The 16,659-nt window shown below is 60.9% G+C and carries 16 protein-coding genes; 6 read left to right on the top strand and 10 right to left on the bottom strand.

Annotated elements, in window-relative coordinates:
* Window positions 1–160 precede the first annotated feature (160 nt).
* Entirely contained in the window at window positions 161–1,123 is a 963-nt protein-coding gene (locus ACUXUR_RS08250; protein WP_445501863.1) for a hypothetical protein, read from the top strand.
* Here the strand turns inward: ACUXUR_RS08250 and ACUXUR_RS08245 are convergent.
* The 3 genes from ACUXUR_RS08245 to ACUXUR_RS08235 form a co-directional block, all read right to left on the bottom strand.
* Window positions 1,116–1,670 carry a hydrolase gene (locus ACUXUR_RS08245; protein WP_445501862.1) on the bottom strand — a complete coding sequence of 185 codons (555 nt, stop codon included), beginning with the start codon at window positions 1,668–1,670 and terminating at the stop codon, window positions 1,116–1,118. The two genes, ACUXUR_RS08250 and ACUXUR_RS08245, sit on opposite strands and share 8 nt — an antisense overlap.
* 180 nt (window positions 1,671–1,850) lie before the next feature.
* Entirely contained in the window at window positions 1,851–4,241 is a 2,391-nt protein-coding gene (locus ACUXUR_RS08240) for a PAS domain-containing protein (RefSeq protein ID WP_445501861.1), read from the bottom strand.
* 49 nt (window positions 4,242–4,290) lie between these two features.
* Entirely contained in the window at window positions 4,291–6,402 is a 2,112-nt protein-coding gene (locus tag ACUXUR_RS08235; RefSeq protein ID WP_445501860.1) for a S9 family peptidase, read from the bottom strand.
* Between the two features lie 429 nt (window positions 6,403–6,831).
* Here ACUXUR_RS08235 and ACUXUR_RS08230 point away from each other — a divergent pair, with 429 nt between their 5' ends.
* Both ACUXUR_RS08230 and ACUXUR_RS08225 read left to right on the top strand, forming a co-directional pair.
* Complete coding sequence (locus tag ACUXUR_RS08230; protein ID WP_047189559.1) at window positions 6,832–7,260, top strand: Ros/MucR family transcriptional regulator; 429 nt, start codon at window positions 6,832–6,834, stop codon at window positions 7,258–7,260.
* Window positions 7,261–7,489: 229 nt separating this feature from the next.
* On the top strand, window positions 7,490–8,458 hold the full coding sequence (locus ACUXUR_RS08225) for a DUF6456 domain-containing protein (protein ID WP_445501859.1): 969 nt from the start codon (window positions 7,490–7,492) through the stop codon (window positions 8,456–8,458).
* Window positions 8,459–8,466: 8 nt separating this feature from the next.
* On the opposite strand, the gene ACUXUR_RS08220 is transcribed toward ACUXUR_RS08225, so the two are convergent.
* Both ACUXUR_RS08220 and ACUXUR_RS08215 read right to left on the bottom strand, forming a co-directional pair.
* Window positions 8,467–8,895 (bottom strand): SufE family protein, encoded by a 429-nt coding sequence (locus tag ACUXUR_RS08220; protein WP_445501858.1) that lies wholly within the window; start codon window positions 8,893–8,895, stop codon window positions 8,467–8,469.
* A 68-nt stretch (window positions 8,896–8,963) separates the two neighbouring features.
* Window positions 8,964–9,293: a hypothetical protein gene (locus tag ACUXUR_RS08215; protein ID WP_445501857.1), complete on the bottom strand. Its 330-nt coding sequence runs from the start codon at window positions 9,291–9,293 to the stop codon at window positions 8,964–8,966.
* A 412-nt stretch (window positions 9,294–9,705) separates the two neighbouring features.
* Between ACUXUR_RS08215 and ACUXUR_RS08210 the strand changes: the two genes are divergently transcribed.
* Window positions 9,706–10,554 (top strand): peptidoglycan-binding domain-containing protein, encoded by an 849-nt coding sequence (locus ACUXUR_RS08210; RefSeq protein ID WP_445501856.1) that lies wholly within the window; start codon window positions 9,706–9,708, stop codon window positions 10,552–10,554.
* The gene (locus tag ACUXUR_RS08205) at window positions 10,554–10,895 is read left to right on the top strand and encodes a DUF1491 family protein (RefSeq protein ID WP_445501855.1); all 342 of its coding nucleotides are present in this window, start codon (window positions 10,554–10,556) and stop codon (window positions 10,893–10,895) included. Before ACUXUR_RS08210 ends, ACUXUR_RS08205 begins: the two co-directional genes overlap by 1 nt.
* A gap of 107 nt (window positions 10,896–11,002) precedes the next feature.
* Here the strand turns inward: ACUXUR_RS08205 and ACUXUR_RS08200 are convergent, their stop codons facing one another.
* Window positions 11,003–12,007, bottom strand: coding sequence for a hypothetical protein (locus ACUXUR_RS08200; protein WP_445501854.1), 1,005 nt, complete (start codon window positions 12,005–12,007; stop codon window positions 11,003–11,005).
* A 273-nt stretch (window positions 12,008–12,280) separates the two neighbouring features.
* Between ACUXUR_RS08200 and ACUXUR_RS08195 the strand changes: the two genes are divergently transcribed.
* Window positions 12,281–12,484 carry a hypothetical protein gene (locus ACUXUR_RS08195; RefSeq protein ID WP_445501853.1) on the top strand — a complete coding sequence of 68 codons (204 nt, stop codon included), beginning with the start codon at window positions 12,281–12,283 and terminating at the stop codon, window positions 12,482–12,484.
* A 40-nt stretch (window positions 12,485–12,524) separates the two neighbouring features.
* On the opposite strand, the gene ACUXUR_RS08190 is transcribed toward ACUXUR_RS08195, so the two are convergent.
* The 4 genes from ACUXUR_RS08190 to ACUXUR_RS08175 are packed head-to-tail and all read right to left on the bottom strand — an operon-like array spanning window position 12,525 to window position 16,481.
* The gene (locus tag ACUXUR_RS08190) at window positions 12,525–13,028 is read right to left on the bottom strand and encodes a GNAT family N-acetyltransferase (protein ID WP_445501852.1); all 504 of its coding nucleotides are present in this window, start codon (window positions 13,026–13,028) and stop codon (window positions 12,525–12,527) included.
* Window positions 13,029–13,039: 11 nt separating this feature from the next.
* Window positions 13,040–13,603: a DUF1254 domain-containing protein gene (locus ACUXUR_RS08185; protein WP_445501851.1), complete on the bottom strand. Its 564-nt coding sequence runs from the start codon at window positions 13,601–13,603 to the stop codon at window positions 13,040–13,042.
* Window positions 13,600–14,223, bottom strand: a complete 624-nt coding sequence (locus tag ACUXUR_RS08180; RefSeq protein WP_445501850.1) for a DUF1214 domain-containing protein — start codon at window positions 14,221–14,223, stop codon at window positions 13,600–13,602. The genes ACUXUR_RS08185 and ACUXUR_RS08180 overlap by 4 nt, the downstream gene beginning before the upstream one ends.
* 47 nt (window positions 14,224–14,270) lie before the next feature.
* Window positions 14,271–16,481: a transglycosylase domain-containing protein gene (locus ACUXUR_RS08175; RefSeq protein WP_445501849.1), complete on the bottom strand. Its 2,211-nt coding sequence runs from the start codon at window positions 16,479–16,481 to the stop codon at window positions 14,271–14,273.
* Window positions 16,482–16,659 lie beyond the last annotated feature (178 nt).

Genomic DNA, 16,659 nt, shown 5'->3' with positions numbered 1-16,659 from the left:
ATTGAGCGACCTGTGTGCGTTAGTTAAAGCTCCCCTGGCTCAAGAGCAACGGTTGGCACGGGGACTTTTTTCTGCCCAATCTTTACCGATAGGTTGCCTTTCGCCTATAGAGGCATAGCTTTGCCTTCGAAAACCTTGGTTTGCGTATGATGGAGACGGCATGATCATCGCTCTTCTGGCCCTCGCTTTTGCGATGATCTTGGGTGGGTTAGTGGCTGCTTTCTTCGGATGGGACATCGTTCTGATAGAACGTGGCTGGGTGATGGTGATTGCCGGCAGCTTCAGCGCGGCTTGCGGCGCACTGCTCCTCGGCATTACAGCAGCCGTGTCCAGACTCACCCGGATTCAGGCTGAACTTGCCCGCCTACGAATCGGTATCGACGAAGAGATACAGGAACAAGCGCCATCGTCCTCGACTGGTGTATCCATGGCTGCCCTTGCAGGCGGCCTGCTGGGCGGCAAGCTGCTTGACCGTGGCGAGGACACGGACCGGGACAAAAGCCAGGCGGACCTGCCTCTTTTCGCCGAAAGCGATAAGCCGGAGCCGGCCGCCGAGGCTCGTGAGTACCGGGACGAGGATGAGATCCCCAAGGTCGAGCCTTTCCCACTCTTTCCCCCTAGGGAAAGCATGGAGAGCGCCGGAGACCGCGCCGAGGAGCCTGAAATCAAGGTTCCGGATTTTCTCCTGGCTGAAAGGCGCAAGGAAACTTACACCGAGTCCCGTAGCTCCGACGCCGACACGTCGCTCTTTGCCGACGAGCCCAGGCTCGAAGAGCCGGAGGAGCAGCAGAACGCCTTTGATCGCGATGGTAGTCTCGAGCCACGGCCCGAGCCTGTCTCCGCCCGGGAGACGGAGAAGACCGAGCGGGAGCCCGAACCTGTCCTCGCCGACGAAGAGGCAGCCTCTACGGGAGAACCGGCGCGCGAGGAGGAGGCTGCCAAGGAGCCGCGCTCCGGCGCTACGGTCGTCGGCACCTACAATTCCGGCGACAACACCTATGTGATGTTCTCCGATGGCTCCATTGAAGCGCAGACCCCGAGCGGTGTGTTCCACTTCCAGTCCCTCGACGAGCTGAAGGCCTTCATTGCCTCTGGCGGTGAGGGGGGAGCTGTCGCTACTTGAATAGGGGAGAGAGGGCCCGGAAGTCGTCCGTCGCAGCCCTCTCCATCCACTCGAACGCTACCATTTCCGTGGTCACCCAATGGCAGCCCGCATGAAGCAGGCGGGCACAAGCGGCATTGACGCTGTGAGGTGAGCGGCTCGAAACTGCATCGGCAACGACGAAGACATCGAGCCCCGTATCCTTGAGGCCAAGGGCACTCTGCAGCACGCAGATATGCGCTTCGACCCCGCAGATCACGAGTTGATCGCGCCCTTCGCCGCGCAGCCCGACGACGCGCTCCGCCGTTGCCGGATCTCTGGCTGCGGAGAAGCTCGTCTTCGGAAGCACGGGTGTAGCAGCCGGAAGGTTGTCCGCTACGGGGCCGATTGTCGGTCCAAGCCCTTTCGGGTACTGTTCCGTAACCGTTACGGGAACGCCGAGCCGAGAGGCTGCCTGCAGCAGCACGCCGATATTCCTGAGCGTGGAGCCACCCTCGTGAATGGCAGGCATGAGCCTGGATTGCACATCCACCACGAGAAGATGCGATCGTTTTGCACTCAACAACATGATGTCTCCTCACTGCGTTAGATGGGCAGATTCCTTCTGAATATTTACACTAGGCCGGGCGTGTGAATGCCGATACTGAGCCAAGCTTTAAATGTGAGCTCTCCCGCCGTTTGGAACAGCCTGAACCGAATGCCAATGGTGAAGGGCGGCGTTCGTCATCTGCGATGGGAGTGTGCGGTGCTACTTATCGGGATTGAAAAGGGGTGGCTCGCCCGGCATGGGCATGCTCATCGTGAAGTGGAGGCCTTCTTCCCGGAAGTCCATGTTCACCTGAGCTTGCAGCTGCGCGGACAGGACCCGCTGCAGCAGGCGTGAGCCGAAGCCTTGGCGAGCTGGGTTCGTGACACGTGGTCCACCATTCTCCGTCCAGGTGAACTGCAACGTCGGACGCTCCTCGCCGGGTTCGATATGCCAACGGACTTCAACCTGCCCGCCGAAGGTCGACAAAGCGCCGTGTTTGGCCGCATTGGTCGTGAGTTCGTGAATCGCCATACCAATGGGCACCGCCGCTTCCGAGGGGAGCTCGACATGCGGACCGTCGATCAGGATGCGATTGCGCGCTTCATCTTCGTAGGGACCGAGCTCTGTCTCCACCAATTCCTGCAGATCGGCTCTCTGCCAAAGGTCTTCGGTGAGCAGGTTGTGTGTGCGCGCGAGCGAGACGATGCGGCCCACGAACCCTTGATAGAATTCATCGATGCTGGATGCGGTGCGCGCAGTCGAGCCCACGATAGCTTGCACGGTCGCCAAGGTGTTCTTCACGCGATGGTGGAGTTCGCGGATAAGAAGATTTTGGCGCCTCTCCGCCTCCTTGTAGCGCGTGATGTCGATATTGACTCCTACCATGCGCATCGGAGTGCCCTGCTCATCATAAAAGAACAGCGCGGTGGTATCCATCGTGCGGATGCTGCCATCGGGCCGCCGCATCCGATAGGACAAGTTGATCTCCCTGTCCCCGCGGGCCATTGCCTCTGCCATAGCTCTGTTGGCGCGATCCAGATCCTCCGGGAGCACTCTGGCCGCCCAACCGGTGAAATTCCCTTCGAACGTGCCCTGTTCCAAGCCGAAAAGGCGCTCCTGATCGGCCGTCCACATGACCTTCCCTGAAGGGACGTGCCAGTCGAATACGCCGATGCCGGCTGCACGCTGGGCGAGCGACAGACGCTCCTCACTGGTGCGCAGCGCCTCTTCGATCATCTTCAGATCATGAATGTCGACGCTGGTGCCGACCCATCCCTTGAACTCCCCCGTGGTGGCATTGTGCACAGGCGCTGCTCGAATGATGTGCCAGCGATATTCTCCTTCCGCTGAGCGGTAGCGGACCTCCGTGGTATAAGGGGTCTCATTGGCAACGACAGGCTTCAACTCTTCGGTCATTCTCGCCCAGTCGTCCGGGTGAATGGCAGCCGTCCAGCTATGTCCCAGAGCCTTTTCCGGAGGCAGGCCCGAATAGGTCACCCACCGTTCATTTGTGTAAGTCAATTCCAGGTTGGGTTTAACGATCCACACGAGAGCGGGAAGGGATTCCGCGATGAGCTTGAAACGTGCTTCCGTCTCGCGAAGATTCACCTCGGCTCGGACCTTCTCTATCGCGAGCCAAGTGCGCTCCGCCACATCTTCGACAAGTGCGATCTCATCGCTCGTCCAATTCCGAGGCACAGAGGAATAAACGTAGAATTCGGCGATGAAGCGTCCATTCTTGTGAAGAGGAACGGTAAAACCTGAACGTACGTTGATGGTGGTGAAAGTGGTCTGAAGAGCCGGGTCGCTCAGGCGAGAGTCGGTCCTCACATCATTGATGATGGCAGGCTGTCCGCCCTTCAAGGCCTCAAGGATCGGGCCGGCATGCTGGTCGATCTTCTCAACCTTGCCTTCATTGCTGATGAGCCCCCAGGACCACTCGCGCTCAACGATAATGACGCCGCGTTCCTCATAGACTTCGCCGTAGCCTGCTGTGTCGACCTTCAGGAACTCGCTCACGTTGCGTGCCGCGATTTCCATGATTGCGTACTGGTCATCGATATTGCTGAGCTGATCGTTGAGCTTGAGGAGGAACTCCTGACGGCGCTGAGCCTGGTCCATTTCCTCTCTGATTTTCTGTCGCTCCTTGATGTCCTGCATCACGCCGACGAAGCGGATAGGCCTGTTGCCTTCATAAATCGCACCGCCACGCACATGAACATGGCCGATGCTTCCGTCAGCCTTCAGGATACGGTATTCGATATTGAAGTCCGTCTTGGTGCGAAGCGCATAGGATACAGCTTGGTTGATGCGCTCGACGTCCCCCGGGTGAAGCATGGCCTGCAGTTCGGCGTGCGTGAGCTTTGCGTCCGGCTTGAGCCCCAGACAGCCTTTGAAGGCGGTCGTGCCGGTGATCTCGCCTGTCTCGAGGTTGTGTTCCCAAGTGCCGAGTTTTCCAATGTCAAGCGCCATGCGCAGCTTGCCATTGCTCAAGCGCAGGGCCAGCTCCGTCTCATGGAGTTGCTGTTCAAGATCCGCAATCCTCTGCTTATCGTCCTTCTGGAGAGAAACCTCCTTATCAGGGGCCGGTGAACTACCGCGCTTGCTCATTCACGCACACTCTCGACAGGGCTGCACCTTACCATAGTGACAAGTTATATCAGGCCTGAAATCCCTCAATGCATTTGATGGCAAAAGCATAGGCAAGGGCGACCTCTTCCAGGCGATCGAAGCGCCCGGAGGCTCCGCCATGTCCTGCATCCATGTTGAGCTTGAGCAGGATCGGGCCACCCCCCGTCATCGTGGCTCTGAGGCGGGCCACCCATTTCGCTGGTTCCCAATAGGTTACGCGCGGGTCTGTGAGGCCCGCGAGCGACAGGATCGCCGGGTAGGCCTGGGGGGTCACGTTGTCATAAGGCGAGTAGGACAGGATGGTGCGGAAAGCCGCTTCGTCGGCAGCCGGATTCCCCCATTCCGGCCATTCGGGCGGGGTAAGGGGGAGTTCCGCGTCCAGCATGGTGTTGAGCACGTCGACGAAAGGCACTTCGGCGATGATGCCTGCGAAGAGGTCCGGCGCCATGTTGGCGACCGCTCCCATCAGCATGCCGCCCGCGCTACCGCCATGGGCCACGATCCGCCCGCGTGAGGTATAGCCTGCCTGAGCCAGCGCCTCGCCACTGGCAATAAAGTCCTTGAAAGTGTTCGGCTTTTTCTCGCGCTTGCCATCGAGATACCAGCGCCAGCCCTTTTCCGTGCCGCCCCTGATATGGGCGATGGCATAGACGAAGCCCCGGTCAACGAGGGACAGAATGCTCGTGCGGAAGCTCGCCGGCATGGACATGCCGTAAGAGCCATAGCCGTAGAGCAGGCAGGGAGCCGAGCCGTCGAGGGCGATTTCCCGCCGGTGCAGGATCGAGATAGGGACCTGCTCTCCATCGGGAGCGGTGGCGAACAGACGGCGGGTCACGTAATCGGCAGGATTGTGGCCGCTCGGCACCTCCTGCCGCTTGCGCAAGGTACGCTCGCCCGTGCGCAGGTTGTAATCCGTTACCTCGTTTGGCGTAGTGAGCGATGAATAGTGGTAGCGGATCACGTCCGTGTCGAACTCGTAGCCCGGCGTGAAACCGAGGGAATAGGCCTCCTCGTCGAAGGCAATCGTCTCTTCCCGTCCGGTTGCGATCTCACGCAGGACGATTCGTGGGCTCGCATTTTCCCTCTCCAGGCGCACGAGATAGCGGGCAAGAGCCACGACTGAGAGGATCATAATGCCTGGGCGGTAGGGAACGAGATCCTTCCAAGAGGCGCGCCCGGGCGCCGTTACCGGAGCGGTCACGATCTTGAAGTCCTCTGCTCCGTCCGCATTGGTGAGGATGATCAGGCTGTCCCCGTGGTGCTCCACATCATATTGCAGCTGGGGCGTACGGGCCTCAACGAGGCGGGGCTTGGCGGCGGCATCAGACCGGTCGAGGAGCCAGACCTCCGAGGTCTCGTGGTCGCTTGCCTCGATCAGCACGAAAGCATCCGATTGGGTCACGCCGAGCTTCACGAAGAAGCCCGGGTCCTCTTCCTCATAAATTGCCTCATCCCCAGCCGGATCGGTGCCGATCAAATGACGCCTGACCCTGACGGGCCTGTGATTCTCGTCGAGCTCCACATAATAGAAGCCGGAACTGTCGTTGAGCCACACGACACCGCCCGAGGTATGGGGCACCGCGTCGGAAAGGTCCTTGCCGGTTTCGAGATCCCGGATACGAATCGTGAAGTATTCGGAGCCCTTCACGTCCGAGCCCCAGGCCAGAAGCCGATGATTCGGGGAATGATCCGCGCCGCCCAGGTCGAAGAAGGCATGGCCCCCGGACTCCCTGTCCCCATCGAGCATGATCGTCTCCACGCCGCCATCCCGAGGTTGGCGGCAGACGAGGGGGTGCTGGCCTCCCTCCCGGTAGCGGGTGAAATAGGCAAAGGGGCCGTCAGGCTCGGGAACGGAGGAATCATCCTCTTTGATGCGCGCGCGCATTTCGGCCACGAGTCGGGCCTGAAAATCCTCCGTGCCGGCAAAGGCGGCGGCCGTATAGGCGTTCTCCTGCTCGAGGCATTGGCGGATGGACGAATCGAGCGCAGCGGGATTCTTGAGCACCTCCTTCCAATTCTCGGCCTTCAGCCATGCGTAATCGTCTTGGATCCTGACCCCATGCACCTCGAAACTGTAAGGCTTTGCGGGGATACCCGGCGCAGGAGGCAGAGGGCGGGACGGAAGGCGCTCGCGTTTCATGAAACTATCCGGATCGGGTCAAGGCGGGATCGATTATGCATACATAACTCGAATTTCCCATGCGAGGTCCGTCGCCAGTTATCTTGGGACATCCGATCACGCCATGTGCGAGGCGTCTTTTTAACTACTTCTTCTGGCTGAAAGTGGCGCGAACTCAATATTTTGTTGCTTGAGACCGATTCCGCTTTCGCGTTGGTTAAACCTGAGTTTATTTCACTCAGAAAGTTGACCCCAAGTTTTCCAAAGTTTTCCTTTTAATGATCTTGTTTTCAGAGCGAATTTGCCATACCTGAACGGTCAGGCACGATTTCTGTGCGTGCACAGTGCGGTTCAAGAATGAAGCAAGCATTGCTTGCGTGATGACTGCTCAAAAATCAGGCCGGAAGGCATTTGAGCTGTTCTTGTGGGCCGGAAAGGAAGAAAATCAAAATGAGCGACAATATCGCTGCATCGAACTACATTGAGCTGGCTGCGGATATCGTCTCGGCCTATGTGAGCAACAATTCTGTTCCCTCGGGCGAGCTGCCTGCGCTGATCAACGACGTCCACTCGGCTCTCATGCGTGTTGGTGGCGGCACCGTCGAAGCCCCGGCCGAGGCTCCGAAGCCTGCCATCCCCGTGAAGAAGTCCGTCACTCCCGACTACATCGTCTGCTTGGAGGACGGTAAGAAGTTCAAGTCGCTGAAGCGCCATCTGCGCACTCAGTACAACATGACCCCTGAGCAATACCGCGAGAAGTGGGCTCTGCCGGTAGATTATCCGATGGTTGCCCCGAACTACGCCAAGGCTCGTTCCGAGCTTGCCAAGGAAATGGGGCTCGGCCAGCAGCGCCGGAAGCGCCGTTCCTCGCGCGGCTGAGCCCGGTAAAGTATTACGTCTTTTGAAGCCGCCCTCCGGGGCGGCTTTCTGTTTCCGGACATGACGCGGAGTCGCGCTCTTCATGGCGTTTGTTGGCCTGAGAGGCGTGTTGCCTGACTTATCCTCATTCTTATCAACAGATTTGAATCTCGTTGACAGCTAGGAATAAGGGCCCACTATCAGAGGTGGAGGGGTGAGTCCTTTCTTTCTTTATTTATAGGAACAAAACATGAACAAAAATGAGACCGAGCGAGTTCATGAAACGATTGCTCCCGCAGGTGCTCCGGTGCGCCGGAAGGTTAAAAAGCAAAGGTATCTCAAGCAGGTAAGGGGGGCGATTGGCCCCGTATCCATGGCCCCAACGTCCGAAACCCTCCGGCGAGAGGCGGGACGACTTCTGGCTGTGCTCGACGTTGTGGAAACTCGCGTCATGGTCGATCCCACCGACGACGGGAGCGTCATCGTCCACAGGAAGCGCGCAGGTATATCGGTCGGGGCCGGACGTTTTAACATCGCGGATGCCGAGATGCTCGTCCGGCAGGATCTTGCCCACTGGCAACGTAGCGAAGCAGGACAAAGGATGCTGATCCTGAGCGAGGCAGGCCGCTCTTATCTGCGCCGTGCGTCTGCCGATGAGCCAGAGGCAGCCTTTCTGCACCAGCACCGGGAAACCGTTACCGCCACGATCCGGACCGGGGCCGGCTTGAAGCGGGTGCGGATGGATGCGGAGGAGAGCCCTCTCGACTGGCTGCACCGCCGCAGGAATCGCAGCGGGGAGCCGATGATCGACGAGGCCGCCTATCAGGCCGGCGAGCGGCTGCGCACGGACATCATGCTGGCCGGCCTCTTGCCGGGGGTGACGGCGCGGTGGGACGCCATGCCCACAGGGGGAGGGTCCGTCTCCCCTTCGGAAGCAACCGATCGCATGATCGCAGCCCGCCAGCGCATCCGGCATGCCTTCGATGCAGTCGGCTCCGACTTCAGCGATCTGCTCATGGACCTGTGCGGCTTTCTGAAAGGCCTGGAACAGATCGAACGCGAGCGGGGATGGCCGCCGCGCTCGGCCAAAATCGTGGTGCGCCTCGCCTTGGCAAGGCTCGCCGAGCATTACGGCATCGAAGCCGTCGCACGGGGGCCTGCGGCTTCACGCGGGATCAAGACTTGGCGAGCCGTCGTGATCGAGGGCGGGCGCGCTTAAGGCGGGATTTAGAGAGCGGCCTGGGCGACCTGCGCATCGCGGCGGATGCGCTCGACCATGGATCTGACGCCGTTCGACCGTTGCGGCGTCAGATGTTCCGCAAGGCCAAGCTCCTTGAACAGGCCAAGCGCATCGGTAGAGAGGGCTTCCTCGGGGGTCTTGCCGTTGTAGAGCGCGATCATGAGCGCCACGAGGCCGCGCACGATATGGGCATCGCTGTCTCCGATGAGGTGAAGCACGGGCTTGCCGTTGGATTGGTCGAGGCGCGTCTCGAGCCAGACCTGGCTCGCGCAGCCCTTCACCTTGTTCGCCTCGGTATGGGCTTCCTCCGGCAGCGGCTCCATCATCCGTCCCAGCTCAATCACATAGCGATAGCGCTCTTCCCAGTCGTCGAGCAGTTCGAAATTGGAGACGATCTCGTCAATGGTTGGCAGCATGGCGTTCCTGCTTTGTCTGCCGCTCATATAATCATTGCCGAAGCGTTTGGCGACGGGCCGGCCGACAATCAGCCGCGGGGTTTATGTCCAAGGGGGGCGCGGTCTTCCGGCTGCAGCGTGTCGGAGGGCTTCGTGGAGGCGGGTGTGAGGCCGGAGGTGGTCAGGATCTTGTCGACCACGGCCTGCTTGGCGCTATCGGGCAGGGCCTGCCATACGGTTTCCAGATGGCCCTGTGTTCCCTCAGACGCAGGCGCGGTTATCGTCTTTGGGATTGTCTGCGCAACCTTCTTCGAGGCGAAGAACTCCTGCAGCGGATCCGGTCCCTCGCCTCGCTGGCGAACGGGCGAATAGTAAAAGATCACACCGACGATGACGACGAAACGCAGAATCGAAAACATTTAGCGGCTGCTGGTTGCCTGAACGGGTCAAAAGGTGATGCATCATAACGTACCGGGCTGGCTGCGCGTAGGTGAGGGCCTGACAACTTGTGAACAGGATGAATCAACCGTTAAAGACTCCGCGGTCGGCGGCGGGCTTGTTAAGGTCTTTGAATTTCAAGAAAAAAGATCGGGTGCGCGTTGTGCTTGAGGCCGCGGCCACGTTCATTGGTCCGTCAGCAGCCATGTTTTAGAGAAATGAGAGGGCATGGTTTTAGTGTTCGCTTAAGGGGCCTCTGCCACGCTTTCGACAAGAAGAGGGAGGAGCGGCCTTGGATGCTATCGCCCGTGACGTCCGACATTCGTTCGGGGCTTGTCACGAAGAGGATGCGCCCAACCATCATGCTGCTCCTTCGATAACAGGGTGATGCTTGTGCGTGACGCTTTCGCTGCCGAGTCCGATGACGATTTCGATCTGCCTGCCGTCGTGCGGCGGAAGGCTCCGCCGCGTCCGCAACAAAGGCGCGCGGCGAAGCAGCCACCGCGCAAGATCGGCTTAGGCGAGCGCCTGGTCACGCAGGCTATGAACCATCCCGGTCGCATGGTGGCGGCCGTTTTCCTCACGGGCTGCGCAGGCGCGATCGCATGGAATGCGTTGCTGTTGCAGAATGTTCGGCATCCAGCGCCGCTTTTTACCCATCGTGATCCGACAGTTGCTGTCGCTCCTGCGCCACTGCCTGCGCCCGGACAGCCTCTGCCTCCGGCGCGGCCAGGGGATGAGCGTCCTGAAGCACAGGACATGGCTGTGTACGAGGAGCCTGCCGGACGGGCTCCGGCTCCTGTTGAAGCTGCTCCGGCTCCTGCGCCTCGAGCGGCATCGCGCAGTGCCATCTCCGATCTGATCCGTAACAACGGCGTGCCCAGTGCCGCGCCTCAGCCACAACCCGCACGCACGCAACAGGCTGCTGTTCAGGCTCCTGTTCCGGCTTCCGCGCACGCATCGACCGTGCGCGATCCGATCGCGGAAATGATCCGTCTCGGCGGTCCGGTGCCGACGCCGCCTGCCAATGTGGGGCGGCCCGATGGAGGGGACATCGTGCTCTCCGGCCAGCGTGCACTCGTGCGCTTAGGATACGGCGTGAAGGTCGATGGCGGGATGGGGCCCGGAACGCGCCAGGCGATCCAGCGCTTCGAGCAGGACAGGCGCCTGCCGGTGACCGGAACGTTCAGCCCGCGTACAGTGCGTGAACTCTCCGCGCTGTCGGGCATTGCCGTCCAGTAATGGCTCGCCTTCGCTCCGATTTCTGGGTCTCCGCCTACTTGCGCCGCTGCGGTGTGGAAGGCGTGGACGCCGCTTTGCGCAGGCGTGGTGCTGCCGAGGCCGGAGCGATTTTCGTAAAGGTCGATCATCTCGACGGCACGGCGAGCCTCTACGGACCCGCACCGCAGCTCTTCCTCGAGGACAGCGACGAGCGCCTCTTCGCGCCGATCTTGCAGGGCGTCACGCCTCTCGATGTGGAGGAGAGAATGGCGCGCGAGCTTCGCTTCGATTCCGATCTCTGGCTGGTGGAAGTGGACGATCGTGAGGGCCGTCACTTCCTCGACCTCGCGCCTGAAACCTAGAGCATCGGACGGAAAAATTGGACTTGCACTTTTGGGTCCGATGCTCCCCTCTCTAATGAGCGCATCGTTTTGAGCGGGAAGCCGGATCCATTATTCCGCACGATGCGCTAGATCGCTCTGCCGTCTCCCGAGAGCGCCTTCACGCCCAGGATCATTTCGACGAGAACGAGCGCGACGGCACTGGAGACCTCCCGCGTCTCATGCATCAACTCGCGGATTGCGGAAAGCGGATAGGACAGTGCCGGATGAAGCGTCAGGAAGATGCGCGCCGCTTCCTTGTCTGAAAAGCCGAGCGCTTTCAATGCCAGCGCGAGAAGCAGGTGCCGTCCGATCTGCAGAATGTGCCACTCTGCCGAGACGGGAAAACCGAAGGCTTCCGACAGCAATCGCTCGAAGTGTGCGATGTCGCCACCCTTCGCGGCGGCAAGGAATGCCGCGATATCGTGCTCCGTCAGGTGAAAGGACAAGGATGTTGCCTGTGCGAGGGTCTGCGCGACACGCTCTCGAATGAGCCTGCGCCGTCTGCCATCCGTTGCGAGGTAGAGGCATGCCTCGTGTGCCGCGGTGAGATCGGTGCGTTGAAGCAGGATGCGCGCGAGGGCAGGGCGCTCGATGGCCCGTCTCACCAGTTGGCGAAAAGCCGATGCGGACGATGGGAAGGCAGGATTGGCGGCAAGAGTGTCCTCGCTCGTCTCTTCCCGGAGCACGAGAATCCGCTCAATGGTCGCGATGTCGAGACGAGGCCGTGAGGCAAGATGCACCCGGCCGGCCGGTGTTGCGAGAGACATGGCATCCGGCGAGGACGCGGGCGTTGGTTGGTGGTGCAGAATGGTGCTGCGTGCCTCGGGGACATGCTGGAGCAGATAATCGAGAACGGAGGGCGGCGTGTCCGGGCAGGGCGCGAGAATGCGTGCGATCTCAACAAGGGTTGTGCGGTCCGCTTTCGGCAGGAAACCCAGCGCCAAGGCTTCGAAAGTCTCGATGCTCTCGCGGTCGCGCACGGGAGCGGCCGCGAACATGTCCACATTGACTTTCAATAGCGCGGCGCATGCGTCTTTGCCGCTCAAGTCGGAAAGATCAGACCAGAGGCCTGGGTTCGCAGAGGATGCCATACTCAACTCGTTCTCCAGCGTAGCCCGGCTCGAACCCTAGAGATCGTGTGTTAGCGCATCTTTAACCTGCAAGACTGCAGAGCCCCAACTGTGCGGTACAGCACACATCGACGTGAGCGCCCCGGAACTGAAGCGAGGCCGGGAATGTTGTTTTCATGTCAGGCCCCGCAATTTTCGAGCAAGCTCTGCGTGCTGGAAACGGTCTGTTAACCATAAGGCTTTTTGGGTGGGCGAGTTACAATTGTTGATTTTAAAGCCATAGAGGAGGCTGCAATGCAGGATACGTGGGCGAGATCGCCCGGGGTGGTGATTGCTTTTCCCGATGCCGCGGACCGGCCGCAACGTCCGCATGTCAATGCCGGAGAGCCGCGAGGCGAGATCCTTCTCTTCACGGGTGTGCGCTACGAGCGCCCCGAGCCGAGTCCTGGTCCGTCCCGCCCTTATGCCAATAGCCGCCCTGACCGTCGCCGCTCGTAACTCTTTTTGGGTTTATTTTTTAATCAGGACGCTTTTTGCGTCAGCTCAGTGCTTGTGCGAGTTCGCGCACCATCAGCCCCGCATCCGGTCCATATGAGAGGAGTTTTTCTTCCAGACCGGGAACATTTCTCGTGCGAAAACCCAGCCGCTCCCAAAATCCTTGGGAGTTATTGACGGCCACGAGAGACAGATTGCTGAAGCCTGCTCCCTCTGCGTGGTGAGCCAGTTTTTGGGCGACCTGCGCGGCATAGCCCTTGCCGCGTGCCTCCGGCAGCAGCGCCACATCGTGCACATAGTAGGTCGTCGCGTCATGCGGAATTTCGCCGAGCAACGAATTCAGGGCGGGCGGTTTGCCGAAATGCCAGGGATGAGTGAGGGCATAGCCGATCAGGCGTCCGCCTTCTTCGAGCGCCAGGCAGCCTTGCGGATAAAGGCGCAGGCGCTCGGCAAAGACCTCCGCATCCTCCGGGTGATCGATATGGATCGTGTCAGCCAGGATCTGTGCTCGCGCGAGATCCTGCGCAGTCATGGGGCGCCAGGGCATGGTCTTGAAGCCTAATCTTCCTGCTCGGTGATACAGGAGACGGCCTTGGCCGCCTCTTCCGCCTGAAGGCGTTGGCTGGCGGTGGGCGCGGCCACTCGCACGATGACAAAGCCCTGCTGCTCGGGAGCGACGATCCGCACGTCGCGGGAGGGTTCGTTCTCGTCCTCGGCCGCGCGCGCCTCGTCGAGCTGACGCGCCGTCATGGCGACGATTTCAAGTTCGCCGCGCACGGCAGCGCGATCCGTCACGGCGAAGAAGACACCGCCGGACTGTTTGTGAAAGGCAAACGACAGCAGATTCGATCCCGTTTTCGTCGAGACGCGTATGGGCCCATCGCGCAGGTCATAGGCGCAGGCAGCGACTGCGGTGGCCGGATCGGGCAACGGCATCCAGGTGTTCTCCCCGCCCGGCGCGCTGATGATCTGCGCCTTTTCGGCTGTGAGCGTCGGCGCGATCTTCGCGAAGGCGTCATTTTCGGCGAGATGCGGCGTGGCGAGAATGGAAGCGATGTGAACGCCCACGGCCAGCACGAGGCCGCAGAGCGTGGCGATCAGAAAACGGCCGAATCCTCTCATGCGCCGCACTCCACACGCTGGATGGTGGGAAAGACGCTTTCGTTCAGACCAGTGCCGGCGGCTCCAGGCGTATCATAGAGCCTGAGCACGATGCTGAAATTGCCCGAGCCTGGGAGTTGAAGCCAGTTGCCGTCCTGGAGGCCTCGCGAGAGGGCAATGGTGAAATGATCCTGCTGGTCGCGCAAAATCTCAGCCGAGGTGAAGCTGCTGCGTCCCAGTTCGGTTTTCGGGAGTTGGCCGTTCTGGTCATAGATGGAGAACGTCCAAAAACGTGCCGCCGGGGCGCCGGAGCCGACGCGGTAGGTGCAGGCGGAATCGAGAGGCCTCCCTTCGCTATCCGTGACGGCCGTGAAGCCGAGACCTTCGCCGATCGCGAGGGGGACTGCGCCGCGCTGAGCGAGAATGGCGCGCATGTAGGGGTCGGCATCGGCCGATCCGAGGGCAGGCCATGCCGTCCAGGGACCGATACGCAGTCGCCCAAAGGGAGGATCGCTATTGAGGATCAGGTAGGTCGAGCCCAATCCCAGCCCCAGCGCGAGGAGGAGCGCGTAGACGACCAGGACAGCGGTGGGAACAATGCGGGTGGGCACGGGCTTCGATGCAGTCGTCGGGGCGCGCATCGAAGCGGCCCCAGCAGCATTCGTCAATATGGCCTGGCTATTCATTGTTACGGCATAGCCACTTGGCGTGAGGCTTCCACGGACCCGGTCACGCGCGGAGCGGTGCTTTCCTTCACGGTCGTCATCGTGCGTTCCGCTGCCTGGAACAGGGAGCCGATATTGCCCAGAACCTCATAGGACTTGCGGGAGAGGGTGCCTGCCAGGAAGGCTTGCGAGGGTCCCTGCGCCTGGTCCGCAGCCGGTCGGCCCGAGGCTGCGACACGGGCAAAGGGCGCCGAGTCGACTCCCGGGATCGGGCGGATCTCGAGGTTCTGGTGCGCGAAGCCCATCACCTCTTGCCAGGTCTGAGCGGGAAGGGTGCCGCCGGTCATGTTGTTCATGGGCTTGGAATCGTCGTTGCCGTACCAGACCGCGGCGACGAGATTGCCGGTAAAGCCCACGAACCAGGCATCCTTATAGGCGTTGGTGGTGCCGGTCTTGCCCGCCACGGGGACGCCTTCGATTGCTGCGCGCTTGCCGGTGCCTTCCGTGACGACCTTGTTCAGCATGAAATTCATGTCAGTAACGACGCGCGGTTCGAGCACCTGCCTGGGCGGTGTATCGCGATCATGGCGATAGATCACTTCTCCAGATGAGTTGCGAACTTCCCAGGTCGCATAAGGCTCTGCCCGCTTGCCGCCATTGGCGAAGACCGCATAGGACGCCGCCATGTCGATGGGCGTCACCTCGGCGGCACCGATGGGCAGAGGCGCTTCGTTCGCCAGCGGGTGTGTCAGGCCCATGCGCTTGGCGGTGTCGATAATAATGGCGCGCCCGGCCTTCGCATTCCCCTTGCCGATCTCGAGCGACATCCGCACCGGGATGGAATTGATCGAGCGCGCTAGGGCCGAGACCAGGGGCATCGCGCCGGAATAAGAGCGGCCGTAGTTCTGAGGGCACCAATTGCCGAGGCAGATGGGAGCATCCACCACCTTTGAATTTGGGTTCAGCTTCGGATTGGTGGTGAGTGCGGCAGCATAGACGAAGGGCTTGAAGGAGGAGCCGGGCTGCCGCAGGCCGTTGGTGGCGCGGTTGAACTGGCTCTGGCCGTAATCGCGGCCGCCGACGATGGCTCGAACAGCTCCGTCCACGTCCATGACGACGATGGCGCCCTGACCGGCGTGGTACTGGCGTCCGTTCTGGCGTAGCTCGTTTTCCAGAACCTCTTCCGCATGGCGCTGAAGAGCGGTGTCGAGGGGCGTCTTGACGATCAGCACGCGCTCGCTGCCTAGTTTTTTCGCGGCTGCGAGGGCCTGAACCTGCTCGAAAGCCCAATCGAGGTAGAAGTCGGGAGTGGTCTCTCGCTCGCGGCTCACCGGGGTTGCCGGATTGCGGCGGGCGGTCTGGATCTGGCCCTCGGTGAGGAAGCCCGCCTCGACCATGTTGCGCAGCACCTCGTTGGCACGGGCGCGAGCCGCCGGCAGGTTCACGTGAGGAGCGTATTTCGTCGGAGCCTTGAAGAGGCCGGCCAGCATGGCGGCTTCAGCCAGCGTCAAATCCTTGGCGGGTTTGCCGAAATAGTAATCAGCCGCCGCCACGACGCCGTGGGCGCCACCGCCCATATAGGCGCGGTCGAGATAGAGCTTGAGGATTTCGTCCTTGGTCAGGTGGAATTCGAGCCAGACCGCCAGGAACGCTTCCTTGATTTTGCGTTCGAGCGAGCGCTCATTGGTCAGGAAGAGGTTTTTCGCCAGCTGCTGGGTAATGGAGGAGCCGCCCTGAACCACGCCGCCGCCCTGCGCATTGACCAGGAGAGCGCGAAAGGTGCCGATGGGGTCGATGCCCCAGTGATCGTAGAAGCGCCGGTCTTCCGTCGCCAGCGCGGCCTTGATCATGTAATCCGGGAAATCCTCGAGCTTGTAGGAATCGTCGAGGTGCAGACCGCGGCGACCAACCTCCTGCCCGTATCGGTCCAGGAAGGTGACGGCAAGGTCCTGGGTTTTCAGCCAGTCATCCTCCGTCTCGCGGAAGGCTGGGAGCGCCAGGGCGAGCATCACGATGCCTCCGGCAGCACCCAGAGTCGTGGCCTCGCTGGTCAGATCGAGAAGAACGCGTAAGGGGCCCCGAAACCGCAGGCATTTCATCTTCTCGGAATAGGACTCGTACGCCGATGCCAGCCCGCGCCCGCTCTGAAACAGAAACGAGTTGAGCCATGCGTCCAGCCAGAGCGCGGCACGCTTGATCCGTGTCGAGAGGGGGGTGGAGGGATGCTGGCGCACGGTAGTCCTTCGGGGCAGGTCAGGAGGCCTGATATGCCTTGTTTATGATCGTTGATTTCCCTAACGGCAACGCTTGCACGTTGCGTGATGTTTTATCAACAACTCACAAACATGTTCCCCGGTTCATATAGATCTACCCCGGACGAGAAAAAGGCTTGTAGATGTGCGACATCGCACC

The organism is Microvirga medicaginis, assembly GCF_052658925.1.
The sequence above is the reverse complement of the archived record's forward strand: the minus strand, read 5'-3'. Positions and strand labels throughout refer to the sequence as shown.

Bases quoted from the DNA above. Each gene is read 5' to 3' on its own strand.
- ACUXUR_RS08220 (WP_445501858.1), bottom strand. From the start codon at position 8,895: ATGCTGCCAACCATTGACGAGATCGTCTCCAATTTCGAACTGCTCGAC.
- ACUXUR_RS08235 (WP_445501860.1), bottom strand. From the start codon at position 6,402: ATGAAACGCGAGCGCCTTCCGTCCCGCCCTCTGCCTCCTGCGCCGGGT.
- ACUXUR_RS08205 (WP_445501855.1), top strand. From the start codon at position 10,554: ATGGCTCGCCTTCGCTCCGATTTCTGGGTCTCCGCCTACTTGCGCCGC.
- ACUXUR_RS08200 (WP_445501854.1), bottom strand. From the start codon at position 12,007: ATGGCATCCTCTGCGAACCCAGGCCTCTGGTCTGATCTTTCCGACTTG.
- ACUXUR_RS08195 (WP_445501853.1), top strand. From the start codon at position 12,281: ATGCAGGATACGTGGGCGAGATCGCCCGGGGTGGTGATTGCTTTTCCC.
- ACUXUR_RS08240 (WP_445501861.1), bottom strand. From the start codon at position 4,241: ATGAGCAAGCGCGGTAGTTCACCGGCCCCTGATAAGGAGGTTTCTCTC.
- ACUXUR_RS08180 (WP_445501850.1), bottom strand. From the start codon at position 14,223: ATGCGCGCCCCGACGACTGCATCGAAGCCCGTGCCCACCCGCATTGTT.
- ACUXUR_RS08190 (WP_445501852.1), bottom strand. From the start codon at position 13,028: ATGCCCTGGCGCCCCATGACTGCGCAGGATCTCGCGCGAGCACAGATC.
- ACUXUR_RS08245 (WP_445501862.1), bottom strand. From the start codon at position 1,670: ATGTTGTTGAGTGCAAAACGATCGCATCTTCTCGTGGTGGATGTGCAA.
- ACUXUR_RS08215 (WP_445501857.1), bottom strand. From the start codon at position 9,293: ATGTTTTCGATTCTGCGTTTCGTCGTCATCGTCGGTGTGATCTTTTAC.
- ACUXUR_RS08185 (WP_445501851.1), bottom strand. From the start codon at position 13,603: ATGAGAGGATTCGGCCGTTTTCTGATCGCCACGCTCTGCGGCCTCGTG.
- ACUXUR_RS08225 (WP_445501859.1), top strand. From the start codon at position 7,490: ATGAACAAAAATGAGACCGAGCGAGTTCATGAAACGATTGCTCCCGCA.
- ACUXUR_RS08230 (WP_047189559.1), top strand. From the start codon at position 6,832: ATGAGCGACAATATCGCTGCATCGAACTACATTGAGCTGGCTGCGGAT.
- ACUXUR_RS08250 (WP_445501863.1), top strand. From the start codon at position 161: ATGATCATCGCTCTTCTGGCCCTCGCTTTTGCGATGATCTTGGGTGGG.